This window comes from Escherichia fergusonii ATCC 35469 (assembly GCF_000026225.1).
In the GTDB taxonomy this organism is placed as follows: Bacteria; Pseudomonadota; Gammaproteobacteria; order Enterobacterales; family Enterobacteriaceae; genus Escherichia; species Escherichia fergusonii.
Window position 1 is genome coordinate 4522877 of the sequence record NC_011740.1, and the last position, 18221, is coordinate 4541097.

Here is an 18221-nt window from a genome sequence, read left to right on the forward strand (position 1 = left end):
AACGAAGTATGAATAATCTGATGGTTATTGATGGTATTGAAGTTCGTCGTGATGCTTATGGGCGTTACAGCCTGAACGATCTGCACAGGGCTGCTGGTTCTCTGGATAAGCATAAGCCTGCATTCTGGCTCCGCAATGAGCAAACTGAGCGTTTAATAAGCGAGTTGCAGATTTGCAACTCGGTCAATATAGAGCCAGTTAACGTTATTCGTGGCGGAAATAACCAGGGGACGTATGTCTGCAAAGAACTGGTGTATGCCTATGCAATGTGGATCAGCCCGTCATTCCATCTGAAGGTGATCCGTACTTTCGACATGGTAACCAGCGCACCGGAAAAATTATCCGGACAGGCTGCTGACAAGATGCAGGCTGGTGTGATTCTGCTGGACTTTATGCGCCGGGAATTAAACCTGTCTAACTCTTCAGTGCTTGGTGCCTGCCAGAAACTCCAGGAGGCTGTTGGCTTACCGAATCTGGCACCGCGCTATGCCATTGATGCTCCTGCTGATGCACACGATGGCTCAAGTCGCCCCACGCTGTCGCTGAGTGCACTGCTGAGGCAGTATGGTATCCGCCTGACGGCTAATCAGGCATATCACCAGATGGTGAAGCTGGGGATCGTTGAACAACGCGAACGATACAGCCGTACCGCGATTAACAACATCAAAAAATTCTGGTCGCTGACGGCGAAAGGCTGCATGTTCGGCAAGAACATCACCAGTCCTGCAAATCCGCGCGAGACGCAGCCGCATTTCTTCGAATCCCGATTCCCTGAGCTGTTAAAGCTGCTCGATACCGTTCATTGAGGTGACCGTGAGAGCACTACTGACCCCTGAAATTGCCCCGCGTATGGGGATCGTATTGTTCAGGCCAGGTTCAGAGCTGATGCCCCTGTTTATGCAGGGGCGTGTCCTGCTGGAGCCTGAGCCGGAACGTTATTCATCTTTCGCCAGTGGTGCCGTTCCGGCGGCATCACAACCGCTGGCGGATGATCCTGCCGTTCGGGCCGTGTTCCGCAATGAGGCAGTGATCCGTCGTGCTGGTGGTGTGGAATGTCTTGAAAGCTGGTTACTTCGTGAAAAGGGCTGTCAGTGGCCTCATTCCGACTGGCACAGCGAGAACATGACCACAATGCGGCACGCTCCGGGAGCAATTCGTCTGTGCTGGCACTGCGATAACCAGCTGCGTGACCAGTTCACGGAACGGCTGGAATCAATGGCAACGGATAACTGTGCCCGCTGGGTGTTGTCTGTCGTGCGTCGGGATCTCGGTTTTGATGACAGTCACGTTGTGACAATACCGGAACTGTGCTGGTGGCTGGTTCGTAATGATTTGGCGGATGCCTTACCGGAAAGTGCAGCCCGTAAGGCACTGAGATTACCGAAGCCTGTTGTGCCATCTGTCACCCGGGAAAGTGACCTTGTGCCTTCGGTTCCTGCCACCAGCATCATCCAGGATAAAGCGAAAAAGGTGCTGGCGCTGAAAGTGGATCCGGAGTCGCCGGAGTCTTTTATGTTACGCCCCAAACGTCGCCGCTGGGTTAATGAAAAGTACACGCGCTGGGTTAAGACGCAGCCGTGCGCATGTTGTGGAAAGCCAGCTGATGATCCCCACCACCTGATAGGCCACGGTCAGGGTGGAATGGGTACAAAAGCGCATGATCTCTTTGTGTTGCCTTTGTGCAGAAAGCATCACGACGAGCTGCATGCGGATACCGTGACATTTGAAGAGAAGTATGGCTCCCAACTGGAGCTGATATTTCGTTTTATCGATCGTGCGCTGGCAATTGGCGTACTGGCGTAAGTGGAGAACGAGCATGAACCTTGAAGCCTTACCAAAATATTACTCCCCAAAATCTCCAAAATTGAGTGATGCCGCACCGGCGACAGGCTCAGGTGGTTTAACGATTACGGATGTGATGGCTGCGCAGGGGATGGTGCAGTCGAAAGCACCGCTTGGGTTTGCCTTATTCCTGGCAAAAGCTGGCGTTCAGGATCCTCAGTTTGCGATTGAAGGTCTGCTCAATTACGCGATGGCACTGGATAACCCGACATTGAACAAATTGAGTGAAGAAATCCGGTTACAGATCATCCCTTACCTTGTGAGTTTTGCCTTTGCTGATTATTCCAGGTCTGCGGCAAGTAAGGCTCGCTGTGAGCCTTGTGCTGGTACTGGATTTCATAATGTATTGCGCGAAGTGGTGAAATACTCCAGAAGCGGGGAGTCTGTTATCAAGGAAGAGTGGGTGAAGGAACTATGTCAGCATTGTCATGGTAAGGGAGAAGTCAGCACAGCGTGCAGAGGGTGTAAGGGTAAAGGTATTGTCCTGGATGAAAAAAGGACCCGGCTTCATGGCGCGCCTGTTTATAAGATTTGTGGGCGTTGCAATGGAAACCGGTTTAGTCGTTTACCAACGACACTGGCGCGGTGTCATGTCCAGAAGCTGGTACCAGACCTGACTGATTATCAGTGGTACAAAGGATATGCAGATGTCATTGATAAACTGGTTACAAAGTGCTGGCAGGAAGAAGCATATGCTGAGGTGCAATTAAGAAAAGTGACGAGATAAATGATTTTCGCCGAAGATGGCGACGTAATGCTTGCATTTTTCAAAAAATATGGATAAAATTTTTTCAACGATGGGCTTTATATACCCGACGTTAAGAAAAAGTAGAAAACCCGCTGATGAGCGGGTTTTTGTGCTTTAAATAGGGTAATAGAGATGTTGAATCTCATTCCGGGATTCATGTTTGTTTACTTATTATTTATCGGGTGACTTTGCCTGATGTTTAAAATGTTTTCTTCCAGTACTATGTCCCTAGATACAATGAGTCTGCATATTACATTATTAGCAGAGCTATTACGGTCAAAGTACAGCATAAGCTTTAAAAGCCAATCAACCAGTCATCAAGACAGACGGGGTTATTCATGAAAACTCTCCATGTTTGATTCGATGGGGCCTGAAATTAAAGCTTTAATATAGCTCATGAAAGGTAAACATTGGCAGCTGAAGGGCCACGCAGACCATTTATCCGGCAAAATTCCACGCGTAATCCGGTGGTAATTTCTTCTGCATCGCGGAGATTGAGCGCTGAAACATGAAGCTGGACATCGATACGACCATCGGATGGGGTGATAAGACCCTTGCCGCTTTTGCCGTCAAAGGTTTTGACAATTCCTGTCATTTTACGGGACAAAAAAAAATTCCTTAATACTGATAACTGGGCGCACTATACACACGTTCCTGAAGAAAGCTATAGTTTTTTGATGGGGTTGAAGATGGCTGGATGTCTAAAATAAACATTGCTTCATATGTTCAACTATGCGTTAATGATTGCGTCGGTTTGAAGAACAGACGATATACGAAGTAGTTTACTAAAGCAGTTCTCATTTCAGGTGTTATTCACTTATTCCTTCTTTGAGTCTCTCCAATTAAGTACGAAGTCGTTTCTGTTATACAAGCCATTTATGCCGAAAGGCTCAAGTTAAGGAATGTAGAATGTCAAATAAAATGACTGGTTTAGTAAAATGGTTTAACGCTGATAAAGGTTTTGGCTTTATTTCTCCTGTTGATGGTAGTAAAGATGTGTTTGTGCATTTTTCTGCGATTCAGAATGATAATTTTCGAACCTTATTTGAAGGTCAAAAGGTTACCTTCTCTGTAGAGAGTGGTGCTAAAGGTCCTGCAGCAGCAAATGTCATAATTACTGATTAAAATTCATAGTTTGTCTGTATACGATAACGAAGAAGGCTGATGCCTGAGTGGAGATACAGACAGAGTGGTGAATATTGGATCTCTTTAATAAATAGTAAGGAGGTCCAATACATGAAACAATGGCCAGCATATTTGGCAATAACTTAATCAGGAAAAGTATGCTAACCATTGTGGTGAAGTGCAGGTTTGCTGCATGAATAGTTTTACAGCAGAAGCTAACTGCTGGCATAGCAAAACAAAGTGCGTAAGTGGATGACTCCCACAAAAAGTACCACAATATTAAACCCGCTCAGGCGGGTTTTTTATTATCTGCTTTAAATATGTTATTAAAATATAAAAAATACTTGTTACGAATAAAATCAATCAAGCTACAGCTTTAAGATTTGTCTGGAATACTTTGTTGCAATGAGGGCAGATCAAAAGGGCACCTTTTTGTACTCTTGAAAAACTGTGTTCTGACTCTTGGGTGCAGTTTGGGCAGGAACATTTAACGAGATAATTACGGCGTGATTTTGAGTCTTTACGTTCTGACATAGGCTTTTCCTGTATAAATGGCCGTATACAGTACACTAAATATGAAAACATATCTCGTATTATTATTTAATATATGATTTTCTTTTAAAATAATTACCCACATTTTTAATGTGTCTGTTTTTTAGCGCCGTTGAGAACAACGTTTGCTATAAAAACTAACCCATAGACTCCGATCTTTTCAAACATATTGCACCATCTGTGTACATCGGGGTGAGGATATGAAATCAATGGATAAGTTAACAACAGGTATCGCCTATGGCACATCGGCTGGTAATGCTGGTTTCTGGGCATTGCAGTTACTCGATAAAGTAACTCCGTCACAGTGGGCTGCAATCGGTGTGCTGGGTAGTCTGGTTTTTGGCCTGCTGACGTATCTGACAAACCTTTATTTCAAGATTAAAGAAGACAGGCGTAAGGTTGCGAGAAGAGAGTAATCCAATGACACAAGACTATGAACTGGTTGTGAAAGGAGTCCGCAATTTTGAGAATAAAGTGGCGGTAACTGTAGCCTTACGGGACAAAAAACGCTTTGACGGTGAAATTTTTGACCTGGACATCTCGCTGGACCGTGTTGAAGGTGCCGCGCTGGAGTTTTATGAGGCAGCAGCCAGAATGAGAATCAGACAGGTATTCCTGGATGTTGCTGCCGGGTTATGTGTAGGGGATGAGCAGTCGCCGGAAAAGCGCCCCATAATTTTAGAGGCGCAGAATGTGTGGATAACCTACAAAGGAAAGCTACCGGGAAGAATTACTGGTTCTCTGAAGACGCCGCCGACGGCATTGCGGTCAGAAAAAGATGATATTGAATCGCCCATTGAAAAACTGGAGGGCAGCGTCGCTGATCTGAATAAAAAATTGTCGGTGCTGATCCCTTCTGAAGATGAAAAAAAACGCCGCGATGAGCAGTTTGCGGCGTTTTACGATTATTGCATTGAAGTTACTCGCAGGAGTTTTGTGAAGATTTTTGAGGAGGGTAAATCTCTTCAGTAAGCTTAATGGCGGACGCTGCAATTAATTCAGGAAGGTCCGCAAGGTCATCTGTCAGTGGATATGATGAAAAATCGGCGGCAGTTCTGTTAAGAAGCGCTTTAACTAATTCCTTTTCCTTCTCCGGCAACAAGTTGATTAGAGCTACGACTGCTTGCCTGAGTGCGATTAAATCAGCAAAAGTTTGTTTTGGTAGATTTGTGTAATCCATAGTCACCTCTGTGTTTATCAGATTGACATCCTCCTCCCGCCACTGCCCATCACTGGTGAGGTAAGATTTAACATATCCGGGGATTTGAAGCCGATAAATCCTGATAAATATCCATGAACGTAAAAATCAGATACAGCCTGTCGGCTGCTGTTCTGGCACTGATTGCCGCCAGTGCTCCTGCCCCTGACATTCTCGATCAGTTTCTGGATGAAAAAGAGGGGAATCACACCACTGCATACCGCGATGGCTCCGGCATATGGACCATCTGTCGGGGAGCAACGATGGTGGACGGTAAACCTGTTATTCCGGGAATGAAACTGTCGAAGGAAAAATGCGCCCAGGTTAACGCCATTGAGCGGGATAAGGCGCTGGCATGGGTGGAGCGCAATATAAAAGTTCCACTGACCGAGCCACAGAAAGTCGGTATCGCGTCATTCTGTCCCTATAACATTGGCCCTGGTAAGTGTTTTCCGTCGACGTTTTATAAGCGGCTTAATGCCGGTGATCGTAAAGGCGCATGCGAGGCGATTCGCTGGTGGATAAAGGACGGTGGACGTGATTGCCGCATTCGTTCAAATAATTGTTACGGTCAGGTTATTCGTCGTGACCAGGAGAGTGCATTAACCTGCTGGGGGATAGAACAGTGAATCAGATATTCACGGTGATTTTGCTCGTGTTGGTAGGATTTGTCGTAGGTAATGTCTGGAGCGACAGAGGATGGCAAAAAAAATGGGCGGAGCGTGATGCTGCCGAATTATCTCAAGAGGTAAATGTCCAATTTGCTGCTCGAATAATTGAACAGGGGCGAACTATATCCCGTGATGAGGCTGTTAAAGATGCACAACAGAAAGCCGCTGAAATTTCTGCCAGGGCTGCTGATCTGTCTGATAGTGTTAACCAGCTGCGTGCCGAAGCAACAAAATATGCCATACGCCTTGACGCAGCGCAGCATACCGCAAATCTTGCCGCTGCCGTCAGAGGCAAAACAACCAAAGCCGCCGAAGGAATGCTCACCAACATGCTCGGAGATATTGCAGCAGAAGCTCAGCTTTATGCTGAAATTGCTGACAAACGCTACATCGCAGGAGTGACTTGTCAACGGATTTATGAATCTTTAAGAGATAAAAAATATCAGATGTAGATTAATATTAAATCGGATTATTTTTAGCGCTGAATGTGAAATTTAAATAAAAAGGACTCTTCCATGAGTCAAAATCCTTGAAATCTTAAGGGTAAGATAAAAGGTCATTAGACAGAATGACACGTTTTATTAATAAATAAAGCTATTGTTTCATTCGTGTGTTTTTCTTTACAAAAGTAATCCTTGCTATGGTTGGTTAATCATGCGTTAATGGTGTTCTGGTTTGTTACAAAATTATCTGAAGCAGTCATTGTTATAATTTTATTATTTGTACCTCTTGAGATTTCCTTGTTGGTTTTTCTCTCTGATATTTTTTTTCGGACCATTCTGCCCAAGGGCTAACTTCTTCAAAAGGTAATAATGATGTCTAACAAAATGACTGGTTTAGTGAAATGGTTTAACCCTGAAAAAGGTTTTGGTTTCATCACGCCGAAAGATGGTAGCAAAGATGTGTTTGTCCATTTCTCAGCTATTCAGAGCAACGATTTCAAAACGTTAACTGAGAATCAGGAAGTCGAATTTGGTATTGAGAACGGACCTAAAGGCCCCGCGGCTGTTCATGTAGTGGCACTTTGAGGTAGAAAATATTACAAACCATATTCACTTTAGATGCCCGTGTTGCCATGGTTCGCAGTATAGAACATCATCTTTTGATGTTTCTGACAGGAATCCTTTCGGGGCAAAATGTATCTTTTGTAAATCAATGATGATTACATTTGATAATATTTCACAATACTTAAATGTTAGCCGTCTGTCGTTAGATTTAAGAAAGTGAAAATGAAGGCTCCTTCGGGAGCTTTTTTGCTTAGTGTCTAGTCGATGGATACTCACATATTACGGTAACATTATGAAAAAAATAATAGTTTTTTTAACTCTGAACCAGCAATGGTAGTGCCAGTGATGACCGGAGTTAACACCATCATGCGTGAATATCCAAATGGCGAAACAACACACCTCACTGTAATGGCTGCAGGGTTTCCATCTCTGACCGGAGATCATAAAGTCATTTATGTAGCAGCGGATCGACATGTAACTTCAGAAGAAATTCTGGAAGCAGCAATGAGACTCTTGAATTGATTTGATTCTAATGCATTGATAATAAATGATAATCATTTTTATCTGTTTGTGTGAAATTTAGACCGTCGTATGTTGATTATTGCGATGTTTCATCTTATCTTTTATACGTTTGCTCCATATAATTGACACTACTGTGTACCAGGAAAGTCATAACAGACTAAAAGAGGAAATGATGAACATTGAAGAGTTAAAAACAAAAACAGAAGCAGATATTTCTGAATATATAACAAAAAAAATCATTGAGCTTAAGAAAAAGACCGGGAAAGAAGTTACCAATATCCAGTTTACTGCACGGGAAAAAATGACTGGTCTTGAAAGCTATGATATCAAGATTGATTTAATCTAGTATGTTTATAGTATTAGCATCAATTTCTCATCAGATGCTATTCAACAATACAAATTACCCATAAACCTCGTTTTTACGGGGTTTTGTTATATTTAAACATTACCGAATAGATATAAATCTCGATTGTCGATGGTATTGGTTGTGTGACAATACCTAGTCTTTCCGGTATGCCTGAAGAGAATACAAACGACAGATTATGTAAGGGAAACGCGCTGAAACTTTCACTCTTTCATGCTGAGTGATTTGACGTTATATCTTTAGCCGCAAGTGAAGAGCAAACGCATGGAGCGACAAAATGCATAAAGATCAATACACTGATGCCCCCTCCCAGGAGCAGGTTCGTGTAAAAACTATGCTTAATAGCACCATTTCGATGGGTTACCCGGATGTTGTAATTGCATGTATAGAACATCAAGTATCTCTGGAAGCATTCAGGGCAATTGAGGCCGCGTTAGTAAAGCACGATAAGAATACGAAGGATTATTCCCTGGTGGTTGACTGATCACCATAACTGCTAACCATTCTGACCATTTCACAAGTGACAGAGTCAATATCGTATTCTGTCACTGTCAGGCTAATACAGTACTGCAATTCAACTACAGCAATGCCTCGTATTTAGGTGAATTTACAATATCGTCCAGTTCTGATGCCGGCTGCATTTCTAAAGATAAGGCATTTCGGTTCGCGTATTTTCCCCTCATGCTCGTCAGTCCTGTGCGTAGGAAGAAACAGGACACTCACACTAATTTGTGTGGGCATGCTGTGATGTCCTTCTGAATTATTCCTATGCCATTATGTAAAGCGCTGTATCAGATGCTCGTCACGGCTGTCAGGCTGTCGGGTCCTCCCGGTGGGGGCCCCTGCCACGGGGCGGGAGCGTCGCGGAAAAAGGCTAGTTTTTGCATTTTTATCGGCCACCATCATCTTTGCATCTTATTGATTATTAATGGTTATTTGTTTTTTGTATGTCGAATTGAGTGTTTTTTGTTCGACATCGAACGCGTTTTCTTAAAGTTGTTCGCACGATGCATGTTTAAAGCTCTCCGGAGGAAATATGGATCATGAGTTGAAAAACCTGGTGCTGAATATTAATCAACTGGCGGCTTTATCTGGTCTGCACCGCCAGACTGTCGTGGCAAGACTGAAAAACATTCGTCCCGCTGGTGGACATGACAAACTCAAGCTATACCGGTTGACCGATATTCTGACTGAATTTATGGGGTTACCACCGCCGGTTGCTGAGGGCGAAATGGATCCACATGAACGCAAAGCCTGGTATCAGTCTGAACGTGAGCGTCTTAAGTTCGAACAGGAAACGGCACAACTCATTCCGGCCAGTGATGTCAGACGGGAGTTTGCCATCTGGGCAAAAGCGGTCGTGCAGGTGCTGGAGACATTACCGGATATTCTGGAACGTGACTGCGGCCTGCAGCCTGCCGCTGTGAGCCGTGTTCAGTCCATTATTGATGATCTGCGCGATCAGATAGCCCTGCGGGTGACCGAAGCAGGTGCGGATGATGAGGAGGAATTACAGCAGGAGGAGTAATGCTGAATCAGGAAACCGCAAAGGCAGCACGAACCGATTCAGGTTATATCCTTCGCGCACCGAGACGAATGCTGGTTGCTGATGCCGTTGCTCAGTATATGCGGGTGCCCATGGGGGCCGGGAATTCAGTCCCGTGGGATCCGCTGGTGGCACCGTATGTTATTGAGCCGATGAACTGCCTGGCCTCGCGTGAATACGACGCAGTGATATTTGTTGGCCCGGCACGAACTGGCAAGACTATCGGCCTGATTGACGGCTGGGTGATTTACAATGTGATTTGCGATCCTGCTGATATGCTGATCATTCAGATGACGGAGGAAAAAGCCCGCGAACACTCCAAAAAACGACTTGCCAGAACGTTTCGCGTCAGCCCGGAAGTGGTCAGTCGCCTGAGTCCGAACAAAAATGACAACAACGTTTATGACAGAACATTCCTTGCTGGCAACTACCTGAAAATCGGCTGGCCGTCAGTCAATATCATGTCCTCATCAGATTATAAATGCGTGGCGCTGACGGATTATGACCGTTTTCCGGAAGATATTGATGGCGAGGGGGATGCCTTCTCTCTTGCCTCAAAACGTACCACCACATTTATGTCCAGTGGTATGACGCTGGTGGAGAGTTCCCCCGGCAGGGATGTGAAGGATGTGAAATGGCGACGGACTTCACCGCATGAGGCTCCACCAACCACGGGGATACTGTCGCTCTATAACCGTGGCGATCGCCGTCGCTGGTACTGGCCCTGTCCACACTGTGGTGAGTATTTTCAGCCCTGCGGCGATGTGGTTGCTGGTTTCCGTGATATTGCCGATCCCGTGCTGGCAAGTGAGGCGGCTTATATTCAGTGTCCTTCCTGTTCAGGACGGATTATGCCTGAACAAAAACGTGAGCTGAACGGACGTGGGGTCTGGTTGCGGGATGGTGAATCCATCAATGCGGATGGCAGTCGTTATGGTGATCCCCGACGCTCACGTATTGCGTCATTCTGGATGGAGGGTCCGGCAGCTGCTTACCAGACACTCTCGCAACTCGTTTACAAACTGCTTACTGCAGAACAGGAATACGAGACAACCGGAAGTGAAGAAACACTCAAGACGGTTATCAATACCGACTGGGGATTACCTTATCTTCCCCGTGCCAGCATGGAGCAACGAAAAAGTGAACTGCTTGAGCAGCGGGCAGAGCCAGTTCCTTCCCGCAGTGTGCCGGATGGCGTTAATTTCCTGGTGGCGACAGTGGATGTGCAGGCGGGACGTCATCGCCGTTTTGTGGTTCAGGTAACGGGCTATGGCAGCCGTGGCGAACGCTGGATTATTGATCGTTACAACATCACGCAGTCATTGCGCGGTGACAGCGACGGGGAGAGCCAGCGAATTGATCCGGCCAGCTATCCGGAAGACTGGGATGTCCTGCTGACGGATGTTTTTCATAAAAGCTGGCCGCTGGCCTCCGATCCTTCTCAACAAATGCGACTGATGGCAATGGCGGTGGACTCCGGCGGTGAAGACGGGGTCACTGATAATGCCTATAAATTCTGGCGTCGTTGCCGTCGTGATGGCCTTGGTAAACGTATTTACCTGTTTAAGGGCGACAGCATCCGGCGCGCAAAACTGATCACCCGTACATTCCCTGATAACACCGGACGAACGGGCCGACGGGCGCAGGCCGCAGGTGATGTGCCGCTCTGGCTTCTTCAGACGGATGCCCTGAAAGACCGGGTGAATAACGCGTTATGGCGTGACTCTCCAGGTCCCGGCTATGTGCATTTCCCTGACTGGCTGGGGAGCTGGTTTTACGACGAACTGACGTATGAAGAGCGGAGTAGTGACGGGAAATGGAGTAAGCCGGGTCGCGGTGCCAACGAAGCTTTTGACCTGATGGTGTATGCCGAGGCTCTGGTCATTCTGCATGGATACGAAAAGATCCGCTGGCCGGATGCACCGGAGTGGGCGAGCCTGGAAACCTGGCTGGAGTGTGTCCCGGACAGTACCGAACCGTCACCCTCACCGGAACCGGTATCCACGCCTGTTAAAAAACAAAAACGGAAGAAAACAGTAACTGACGATGTTAACCCCTGGCTGACTTCCGGAGGATGGTTATGAACCAGAATGATATCGAAGCCATGATTCAGCGTTATACGGAAGCTGAAATGGCGGTGCTGGACGGAAAATCCGTCACCTTTAATGGTCAGCAGATGACCATGGAAAACTTATCTGAGATCCGGCAGGGACGGCAGGAGTGGGAGCGCCGCCTTGCGGCTCTGATTACACGACGACGGGGGCATCCTGGGTACCGGCTGGCGAGGTTCTGATGGCAATTCTTGATGATGTGATTGGCGTTTTTTCACCAGGATGGAAAGCGGCAAGGCTGCGTTCCCGTGCGGTGATCCAGGCTTATGAGGCCGTAAAAACGACACGGACACACAAAGCCCGGCGGGAAAACCGAACTGCCGACCAGTTAAGCCAGTACGGGGCCGTGTCGTTACGTGAGCAGGCCCGTTACCTTGATAACAACCACGATCTGGTTATTGGTGTATTTGACAAGCTGGAAGAACGGGTGGTGGGGAAAAACGGGATTATTGTCGAGCCACATCCGGTATTACGCAATGGGGCCATTGCCCGTGATCTGGCAGCGGAGATACGCACCCGATGGAGTGAATGGTCTGTCAGTCCGGAAGTCACCGGGCAGTTTACCCGTCCGATGCTGGAACGTCTGATGCTGCGTACCTGGCTGCGCGATGGTGAGGTGTTTGCCCAGATGGTTTCCGGGCGCATAAACAGCCTGACGCCTTCTGCCGGTGTTCATTTCTGGCTGGAGGCGCTCGAGCCGGACTTTATTCCCATGACCAGTGATGAGAGCAACAGGCTGAATCAGGGCGTGTTTGTTGATGACTGGGGGCGTCCCGAAAAATATCTGGTGTATAAAAGCCGTCCCGTATCCGGGCGGCAGATGGAAACCAAAGAAGTGGATGCAGAGCGAATGCTGCATCTTAAATTTGTTCGCCGTCTGCACCAGATGCGCGGGACGTCTTTGTTGTCCGGTGTGCTGATCCGCCTCAGTGCCCTGAAAGAGTATGAAGATTCTGAGCTGACTGCAGCAAGGATCGCCGCTGCTCTGGGGATGTACATCCGGAAAGGCGACGGGCAGAGCTATGAACCGGATGGTAATGGCAGCAAGGAGAATGAACGCGAGCTTACCATTCAGCCAGGCATTATTTACGACGATCTGAAACCCGGCGAAGAAATCGGAATGGTGAAGTCGGATCGTCCCAATCCTAACCTTGAAACTTTTCGTAATGGTCAGTTGCGTGCCGTGGCGGCGGGCAGTCGTCTGAGTTTTTCCAGTACGGCACGCAACTATAACGGCACTTACAGCGCCCAGCGTCAGGAACTGGTTGAGTCTACTGATGGCTACCTGATCCTGCAGGACTGGTTTATTGGTGCCGTCACCCGCCCGATGTATCGTGCCTGGCTGAAACAGGCTGTGGCATCCGGTGTTATCAGGTTACCCCGCGATCTTGACCGTTCTTCACTGTATACCGCGGTGTATTCCGGACCAGTGATGCCGTGGATTGACCCTGTTAAGGAGGCTGAGGCCTGGAAAATCCAGATTCGTGGTGGAGCGGCGACAGAATCAGACTGGGTACGTGCTGGTGGTCGTAATCCGGATGATGTCAAACGTCGGCGCAAGGCCGAAATTGATGAAAACCGCAAGCTGGATCTGGTATTTGATACCGATCCGGCCAGTGATAAAGGAGGCAGCAGTGCCGCAACGAAACGACAGGAGCCGCAGCACACCGACGACCAGTCCGAAGAATAATTCCTGGTTCAGGATGCAGGCTGGTCACCAGAGTGACGCGGATATTTATATTTATGACGAGATTGGTTTCTGGGGTGTTACAGCGAAGCAGTTTATCAGTGATCTGAATGCACTGGGCGATATCACCCACATTAATCTCCATATTAATTCACCGGGTGGCGATGTCTTTGAAGGCATCGCCATTTTTAATGCGCTGAAAACACATGGTGCGTCCATTACCGTTTATGTCGACGGTGTGGCGGCGTCAATGGCGTCGGTCATTGCGATGGTGGGAAACCCGGTCATTATGCCGGAAAACACCTTCATGATGATTCATAAACCATTTGGCTTTACGGGCGGTGATGCGGAGGACATGCGCACCTATGCCGACCTGCTCGATAAGGTTGAGGCGGTTCTGTTACCCGCTTATGCACAGAAAACCGGGAAAACCACCGATGAAATTGCTGCCATGCTGGCGGATGAGACCTGGATGTCCGGTGCCGAATGTCTGGCACATGGATTTGCTGATCAGGTAACGCCAGCCGTTAAGGCAATGGCATGTATTCAGTCAAAACGTACAGAGGAATTTAAAAAGATGCCGGAATCCATTCGAAACATGATTACTCCGCCACGCAACAGTGCTCCACGCGTACAGGATGATGAACCTGCAGCCTCCCGGACGCCAGTGCAGGCAGCAACACCCGTGGTGGATGAAAACAGTATCCGTGCGCAGGTACTGGCAGAGCAAAAAGCGCGTGTAAACGGTATTAATGATCTGTTTGCCATGTTTGGCGGGCGTTATCAGACGCTGCAGGCTCAGTGTCTTGCCGATCCTGAATGTTCGCTGGAGCAGGCCCGCGAAAAGCTGTTGAACGAGATGGGGCGCGAGTCCACGCCATCCAATAAAAATACCCCGGCTCATATTTATGCCGGTAACGGTAATTTTGTGGGGGACGGGATCCGCCAGGCGCTGATGGCGCGTGCCGGATTTGAAAAAACCGAACGTGATAATGTCTACAACGGGATGACCCTGCGTGAATATGCCCGTATGTCACTGACTGAACGGGGTATTGGGGTTTCCAGTTATAACCCGATGCAGATGGTCGGTGCGGCGTTCACACACAGTACGTCTGACTTCGGTAATATTCTGCTGGATGTTGCGAACAAAGCCATTCTGCAGGGCTGGGAAGATGCCCCTGAAACCTATGAACAGTGGACGCGGAAAGGTCAGTTGTCTGATTTTAAAATTGCCCATCGTGTGGGTATGGGGGGCTTCAGTGCTCTGCGTCAGGTGCGTGAAGGGGCGGAATATAAATACGTCACCACCGGAGATAAACAGGCCACTATTGCACTGGCGACCTATGGCGAGCTGTTCAGTATCACCCGTCAGGCCATTATCAATGATGATCTGAATATGCTGACCGATGTCCCGATGAAACTGGGCCGTGCGGCGAAATCCACTATTGCCGATCTGGTTTATGCCATTCTGACGTCTAACCCGAAAATCTCCACAGATAATGTAAGTCTGTTCGATAAAGCGAAACATGCAAACGTACTGGAGAGCGCTGCAATGGACGTGGCATCGCTGGATAAAGCCCGCCAGTTGATGCGCGTTCAGAAAGAGGGGGAGCGTCATCTGAATATTCGTCCTGCGTTCGTACTGGTACCGACGGCGATGGAGTCTGTTGCTAACCAGGTCATTCGCTCCTCAAGTGTCAAGGGGGCTGACATTAACGCCGGTATTATTAACCCGGTGAAAGATTTTGCGACCGTTATTGCAGAGCCTCGTCTTGATGATAACAGCCAGACCACTTTCTACCTGGCTGCGTCCAAAGGCTCCGATACGATTGAAGTTGCTTATCTCAACGGTGTGGATACGCCATATATTGATCAGATGGAGGGCTTCAGTGTGGATGGCGTGACAACGAAAGTGCGTATTGACGCCGGTGTCGCGCCAGTTGATCACCGCGGTCTGGTGAAATGTACGGCGTAAACGTCGCAGACAACAACTCTGATGGCCCGTAAGGGCTTTTTTTGTACCTGAAATCAGCCCCTGAACGGGGCTGTGCGGAGACAGTTATGGCAAAGAATTTTGTAGAAGAAGGAAAAACGGTGGCGATTGTTGCCAGTGCAGCCATCAGCAGCGGAGATCTGGTGCAGGTGGGCGATGTTTTTGCGGTGGCGCTGACCGATATTCCACAGGGTGAAACAGGCGACGGCATGACCGAAGGTGTGTTTATGCTGCCTAAGCTGAAAACGGATGACATGAAAACGGGTAAGAAGGTTTATCTGAAGTCCGGAAAAGTTCAGCTGACTAACAGCGGCTCTGATCCGCTGGTCGGGGTTGTCTGGGCAGATGCCGGAACCAGTGCAGAAGAAGTGCCGGTAAAACTCAATGTCTGATCCCTTTTCCCGGCTGGCAGCGCGTATGGATGCTATCACGGTCAGAAAGATGGGAAAGACAGCCTCGATTAATGATGTCGATATGACTGTGATCCCGGGAGAAACACTGGCAGAACTGAATGCTCTGTCCGGACCTGCGGTCTCTCTGGTGGTGTTTTCTTCGGGATACCGCCCACGGCGCGGGGATCGCGTTGTTTATGACGGACAACAATGGACGGTCACACGGCATGAACGCTTTAACGGTAAGCCAATGATCTTTATTGAGTAAAGAGGTGTGGGATGAAGGGGCTTGAGAATGCCATCCGTAATCTGAACAGCCTTGATACCCGTATGGTGCCACAGGCCAGCGCATGGGCGATAAACCGTGTGGCACAGAAAGCGGTCTCGGTTGCCACCCGGCAGGTTGCCGGGAATACCGTTGCGGGAGATAACCAGGTGAAAGGGATCCCCCTGAAACTGGTACGTCAGCGTGTCCGGGTGTTTAAAGCCAGTCCGTCAGGAAAAATGACGGCCAGGATCCGCGTTAACCGGGGCAATCTGCCCGCCATTAAGCTGGGGACAGCCCGGGTCAGACTGGCCCGGCGTGGTGGAAAACTGCAGTACCGTGGCAGTGTGCTGAAGGTGGGTAAATATCTTTTCCGGGATGCGTTTATTCAGCAACTGGCGAATGGTCGCTGGCATGTGATGCGGCGTATTGATGGCAAAAATCGTTACTCCATTGATGTGGTGAAAATCCCGCTTTCCGGACCGCTGACACAGGCATTTGAAGATGCCCGCGACCGCATCATTGCTGCGGAAATGCCGAAACAGCTGGGGTATGCACTGAAACAACAACTGAGGTTATGGCTGACCCGATGAACCGACATACACAAATCCGCCAGGCCGTACTGGCACGCCTTCGGGAACAGTGTGGAGACAGCGCCACGTTTTTTGACGGGCTTCCGGCATTTATTGATGCGCAGGAACTGCCTGCCGTGGCGGTGTGGCTGAGTGATGCTCAGTACACCGGAAAAATGACGGATGAAGATGACTGGCAGGCTGTTCTGCATATTGCTGTCTTCATCCGGGCACAGGCACCGGATTCAGAGCTGGATATGTGGATGGAGAGCACCATTTTCCCGGCCCTGAATGATATACCGGCACTTTCCGGACTCATCGACACCCTGATCCCTCTCGGTTTTAACTATCAACGTGATAATGAGATGGCCACCTGGGCGATGGCGGAAATCACGTACCAGATCACGTACACGAATTAAAGGAGGTGGCAATGACCACACCAAATCCACTGGCAAAAACGAAAGGTGCGGGAACGACGTTCTGGATGTACACCGGCAAGGGCGATGCGTTTGCGAACCCTTTATCGGACACTGACTGGCTGCGTCTTGCGATGGTGAAGGATCTGCAACCTGGCGAAATGACCGCTGATGCAGAAGATGACACTTATCTCGATGATGAAGATGCAGACTGGAAAACGACAACCCAGGGGCAGAAATCCGTCGGTGATACTTCGGCGACGCTGGCCTGGCGTCCGGGTGACAGCGGGCAGAAAAAACTGGTTCAGTTGTTCGACTCCGGTGAAGTCTGCGCGTTTCGTATCAAATATCCCAACGGCACTGTTGATGTTTTCCGTGGCTGGCTGAGCTCACTGGGTAAAACCATTGCCTCAAAAGACGTGATGACCCGCACAGTGAAAATCAGCGGTGTGGGGCGTCCGTATCTGGCAGAGGAAGGCACTGAAACAGTGAGCGTTACCGGGCTGACGGTGGCACCGGCATCTGCCAGTGTAAAAGTGGGAGCAACCACCACGCTGACCTTTACAGTAAAACCTGACGGAGCCAGTGACAAAGCGATCAGTGTGCATTCGACAGATCCACAGACTGCCACGGTGACCCTGAACGGGCTTGTGGCCACGGTGAAAGGCGTGAAGCAGGGCAGTGTCAGCATTGTGGGCATGACTTCTGACGGCGATTTTGTGGCAGTGGCTGCGGTGGCTGTCAGCGCCGCAGGTTAACAGGACGATACTCATCATTTGCCCCGGTTATCCGGGGCTTTTTTGCAGGTGGAGAACATGATGTTTCTGAAACAGGGCACGTTTAATTATGAAAAGCAGTCCGTGGTGCTCAGTGAGCTGTCCGGGCTGCAGAGAATTGAATATCTGGCGTTTGTTCAGCAGCGAACGGCAAAGTTTGATGCCGAAGAGGGAGAACTGCCGGAGGCTGAACGACAGATTGCTTTTCTGCGGATGGGGATGGATATCAATGCCTGGCTGGTTTCCCGCTCACTGTGGAATGCGGAACAGTCTCAGGATGTTGAGACGCTTTGCGCATCCGTTATTACAACATGGTCGTATGATGCCCTGGGAGCGGGGGCGGAGATGGTTCTGTCGCTGAGCGGTATGGGAGCCATTGAGAATGCCGGGGATTTGGAGCATGAGGTGCTGACGCCGGAAAAGTCCTGACGCGG

The 18221-nt window shown here is 48.7% G+C and carries 25 protein-coding genes and 4 pseudogenes; 25 read left to right on the forward strand and 4 right to left on the reverse strand.

Features of this window, described 5'->3' with window-relative positions:
- Positions 1–8: 8 nt before the first annotated feature.
- From EFER_RS22095 to EFER_RS22105, 3 genes are read left to right on the forward strand one after another with little or no spacing between them, the layout of a single operon-like run.
- Positions 9–806, forward strand: a complete 798-nt coding sequence (locus EFER_RS22095) for a KilA-N domain-containing protein (RefSeq protein WP_001061398.1) — start codon at positions 9–11, stop codon at positions 804–806.
- Between the two features lie 7 nt (positions 807–813).
- Positions 814–1803, forward strand: a complete 990-nt coding sequence (locus EFER_RS22100; protein ID WP_024256582.1) for a DUF968 domain-containing protein — start codon at positions 814–816, stop codon at positions 1801–1803.
- A 13-nt stretch (positions 1804–1816) separates the two neighbouring features.
- The gene (locus tag EFER_RS22105) at positions 1817–2569 is read left to right on the forward strand and encodes an antitermination protein Q (RefSeq protein ID WP_001047084.1); all 753 of its coding nucleotides are present in this window, start codon (positions 1817–1819) and stop codon (positions 2567–2569) included.
- A 271-nt stretch (positions 2570–2840) separates the two neighbouring features.
- Here EFER_RS22105 and EFER_RS24355 read toward each other — a convergent pair.
- A pseudogene (locus EFER_RS24355) lies at positions 2841–2930 on the reverse strand (hypothetical protein).
- A gap of 54 nt (positions 2931–2984) precedes the next feature.
- Positions 2985–3197 carry a cold shock-like protein CspF gene (gene cspF / locus EFER_RS22110; protein ID WP_000087756.1) on the reverse strand — a complete coding sequence of 71 codons (213 nt, stop codon included), beginning with the start codon at positions 3195–3197 and terminating at the stop codon, positions 2985–2987.
- 302 nt (positions 3198–3499) lie between these two features.
- Between cspF and cspB the strand changes: the two genes are divergently transcribed.
- On the forward strand, positions 3500–3715 hold the full coding sequence (gene cspB / locus EFER_RS22115; protein ID WP_000066482.1) for a cold shock-like protein CspB: 216 nt from the start codon (positions 3500–3502) through the stop codon (positions 3713–3715).
- Positions 3716–4078: 363 nt separating this feature from the next.
- Here the strand turns inward: cspB and ynfU are convergent, their stop codons facing one another.
- Positions 4079–4249 carry a putative zinc-binding protein YnfU gene (gene ynfU / locus EFER_RS24690; protein WP_001405948.1) on the reverse strand — a complete coding sequence of 57 codons (171 nt, stop codon included), beginning with the start codon at positions 4247–4249 and terminating at the stop codon, positions 4079–4081.
- A gap of 218 nt (positions 4250–4467) precedes the next feature.
- On the opposite strand from ynfU, the gene EFER_RS22120 reads away from it, so the two are divergent.
- Both EFER_RS22120 and EFER_RS24695 read left to right on the forward strand, forming a co-directional pair.
- Positions 4468–4683 carry a class II holin family protein gene (locus EFER_RS22120; protein ID WP_000839581.1) on the forward strand — a complete coding sequence of 72 codons (216 nt, stop codon included), beginning with the start codon at positions 4468–4470 and terminating at the stop codon, positions 4681–4683.
- A 4-nt stretch (positions 4684–4687) separates the two neighbouring features.
- Positions 4688–5023: pseudogene (locus EFER_RS24695) on the forward strand (YdfR family protein); the annotation flags it as partial.
- A gap of 163 nt (positions 5024–5186) precedes the next feature.
- Here EFER_RS24695 and EFER_RS23605 read toward each other — a convergent pair.
- On the reverse strand, positions 5187–5447 hold the full coding sequence (locus tag EFER_RS23605; RefSeq protein ID WP_001306174.1) for a hypothetical protein: 261 nt from the start codon (positions 5445–5447) through the stop codon (positions 5187–5189).
- A gap of 113 nt (positions 5448–5560) precedes the next feature.
- Here EFER_RS23605 and EFER_RS22130 point away from each other — a divergent pair, with 113 nt between their 5' ends.
- The 19 genes and pseudogenes from EFER_RS22130 (at position 5561) to gpG (ending at position 18216) form a co-directional block, all read left to right on the forward strand.
- Complete coding sequence (locus tag EFER_RS22130) at positions 5561–6094, forward strand: lysozyme (protein ID WP_001101174.1); 534 nt, start codon at positions 5561–5563, stop codon at positions 6092–6094.
- Complete coding sequence (locus tag EFER_RS22135; protein ID WP_001071778.1) at positions 6091–6588, forward strand: DUF2514 domain-containing protein; 498 nt, start codon at positions 6091–6093, stop codon at positions 6586–6588. The genes EFER_RS22130 and EFER_RS22135 overlap by 4 nt, the downstream gene beginning before the upstream one ends.
- Positions 6589–6951: 363 nt before the next feature.
- Positions 6952–7164 (forward strand): cold shock protein CspI, encoded by a 213-nt coding sequence (gene cspI, locus EFER_RS22140; RefSeq protein WP_000066495.1) that lies wholly within the window; start codon positions 6952–6954, stop codon positions 7162–7164.
- A gap of 10 nt (positions 7165–7174) precedes the next feature.
- Positions 7175–7363 (forward strand): cold shock small protein YmcF, encoded by a 189-nt coding sequence (gene ymcF / locus EFER_RS23610; RefSeq protein WP_071528545.1) that lies wholly within the window; start codon positions 7175–7177, stop codon positions 7361–7363.
- Positions 7364–7365: 2 nt separating this feature from the next.
- Positions 7366–7404: pseudogene (locus tag EFER_RS24700) on the forward strand (hypothetical protein).
- A 31-nt stretch (positions 7405–7435) separates the two neighbouring features.
- Positions 7436–7665: pseudogene (gene ynfN / locus EFER_RS22145) on the forward strand (protein YnfN).
- Positions 7666–7837: 172 nt separating this feature from the next.
- Complete coding sequence (locus EFER_RS22150) at positions 7838–8011, forward strand: GnsA/GnsB family addiction module toxin (RefSeq protein ID WP_024256583.1); 174 nt, start codon at positions 7838–7840, stop codon at positions 8009–8011.
- Between the two features lie 295 nt (positions 8012–8306).
- Positions 8307–8513, forward strand: coding sequence for a hypothetical protein (locus EFER_RS22155; protein ID WP_000548593.1), 207 nt, complete (start codon positions 8307–8309; stop codon positions 8511–8513).
- A gap of 552 nt (positions 8514–9065) precedes the next feature.
- Positions 9066–9557, forward strand: coding sequence for a DUF1441 family protein (locus EFER_RS22165; protein WP_000349509.1), 492 nt, complete (start codon positions 9066–9068; stop codon positions 9555–9557).
- A complete protein-coding gene (locus EFER_RS22170; protein WP_000934084.1) occupies positions 9557–11659 on the forward strand; it encodes a phage terminase large subunit family protein in 2103 nt (700 codons plus the stop codon). The genes EFER_RS22165 and EFER_RS22170 overlap by 1 nt, the downstream gene beginning before the upstream one ends.
- Positions 11656–11868: a hypothetical protein gene (locus EFER_RS22175; protein ID WP_001072975.1), complete on the forward strand. Its 213-nt coding sequence runs from the start codon at positions 11656–11658 to the stop codon at positions 11866–11868. The genes EFER_RS22170 and EFER_RS22175 overlap by 4 nt, the downstream gene beginning before the upstream one ends.
- The gene (locus EFER_RS22180; protein WP_000985953.1) at positions 11868–13376 is read left to right on the forward strand and encodes a phage portal protein; all 1509 of its coding nucleotides are present in this window, start codon (positions 11868–11870) and stop codon (positions 13374–13376) included. Before EFER_RS22175 ends, EFER_RS22180 begins: the two co-directional genes overlap by 1 nt.
- A complete protein-coding gene (locus tag EFER_RS22185) occupies positions 13321–15348 on the forward strand; it encodes a ClpP-like prohead protease/major capsid protein fusion protein (RefSeq protein WP_077626326.1) in 2028 nt (675 codons plus the stop codon). The genes EFER_RS22180 and EFER_RS22185 overlap by 56 nt, the downstream gene beginning before the upstream one ends.
- 86 nt (positions 15349–15434) lie before the next feature.
- On the forward strand, positions 15435–15758 hold the full coding sequence (locus EFER_RS22190; RefSeq protein WP_001097050.1) for a DUF2190 family protein: 324 nt from the start codon (positions 15435–15437) through the stop codon (positions 15756–15758).
- Positions 15751–16026: a DNA breaking-rejoining protein gene (locus EFER_RS22195; RefSeq protein ID WP_001283153.1), complete on the forward strand. Its 276-nt coding sequence runs from the start codon at positions 15751–15753 to the stop codon at positions 16024–16026. The genes EFER_RS22190 and EFER_RS22195 overlap by 8 nt, the downstream gene beginning before the upstream one ends.
- An 11-nt stretch (positions 16027–16037) precedes the next feature.
- Positions 16038–16616 carry a phage tail protein gene (locus tag EFER_RS22200; RefSeq protein ID WP_000677109.1) on the forward strand — a complete coding sequence of 193 codons (579 nt, stop codon included), beginning with the start codon at positions 16038–16040 and terminating at the stop codon, positions 16614–16616.
- Positions 16613–17014 carry a phage minor tail U family protein gene (locus tag EFER_RS22205; protein WP_001079398.1) on the forward strand — a complete coding sequence of 134 codons (402 nt, stop codon included), beginning with the start codon at positions 16613–16615 and terminating at the stop codon, positions 17012–17014. Before EFER_RS22200 ends, EFER_RS22205 begins: the two co-directional genes overlap by 4 nt.
- 11 nt (positions 17015–17025) lie before the next feature.
- The gene (locus EFER_RS22210) at positions 17026–17769 is read left to right on the forward strand and encodes a phage tail protein (protein WP_000211109.1); all 744 of its coding nucleotides are present in this window, start codon (positions 17026–17028) and stop codon (positions 17767–17769) included.
- Between the two features lie 60 nt (positions 17770–17829).
- Entirely contained in the window at positions 17830–18216 is a 387-nt protein-coding gene (gpG, locus tag EFER_RS22215) for a phage tail assembly chaperone G (RefSeq protein ID WP_001300035.1), read from the forward strand.
- Positions 18217–18221: the final 5 nt, after the last annotated feature.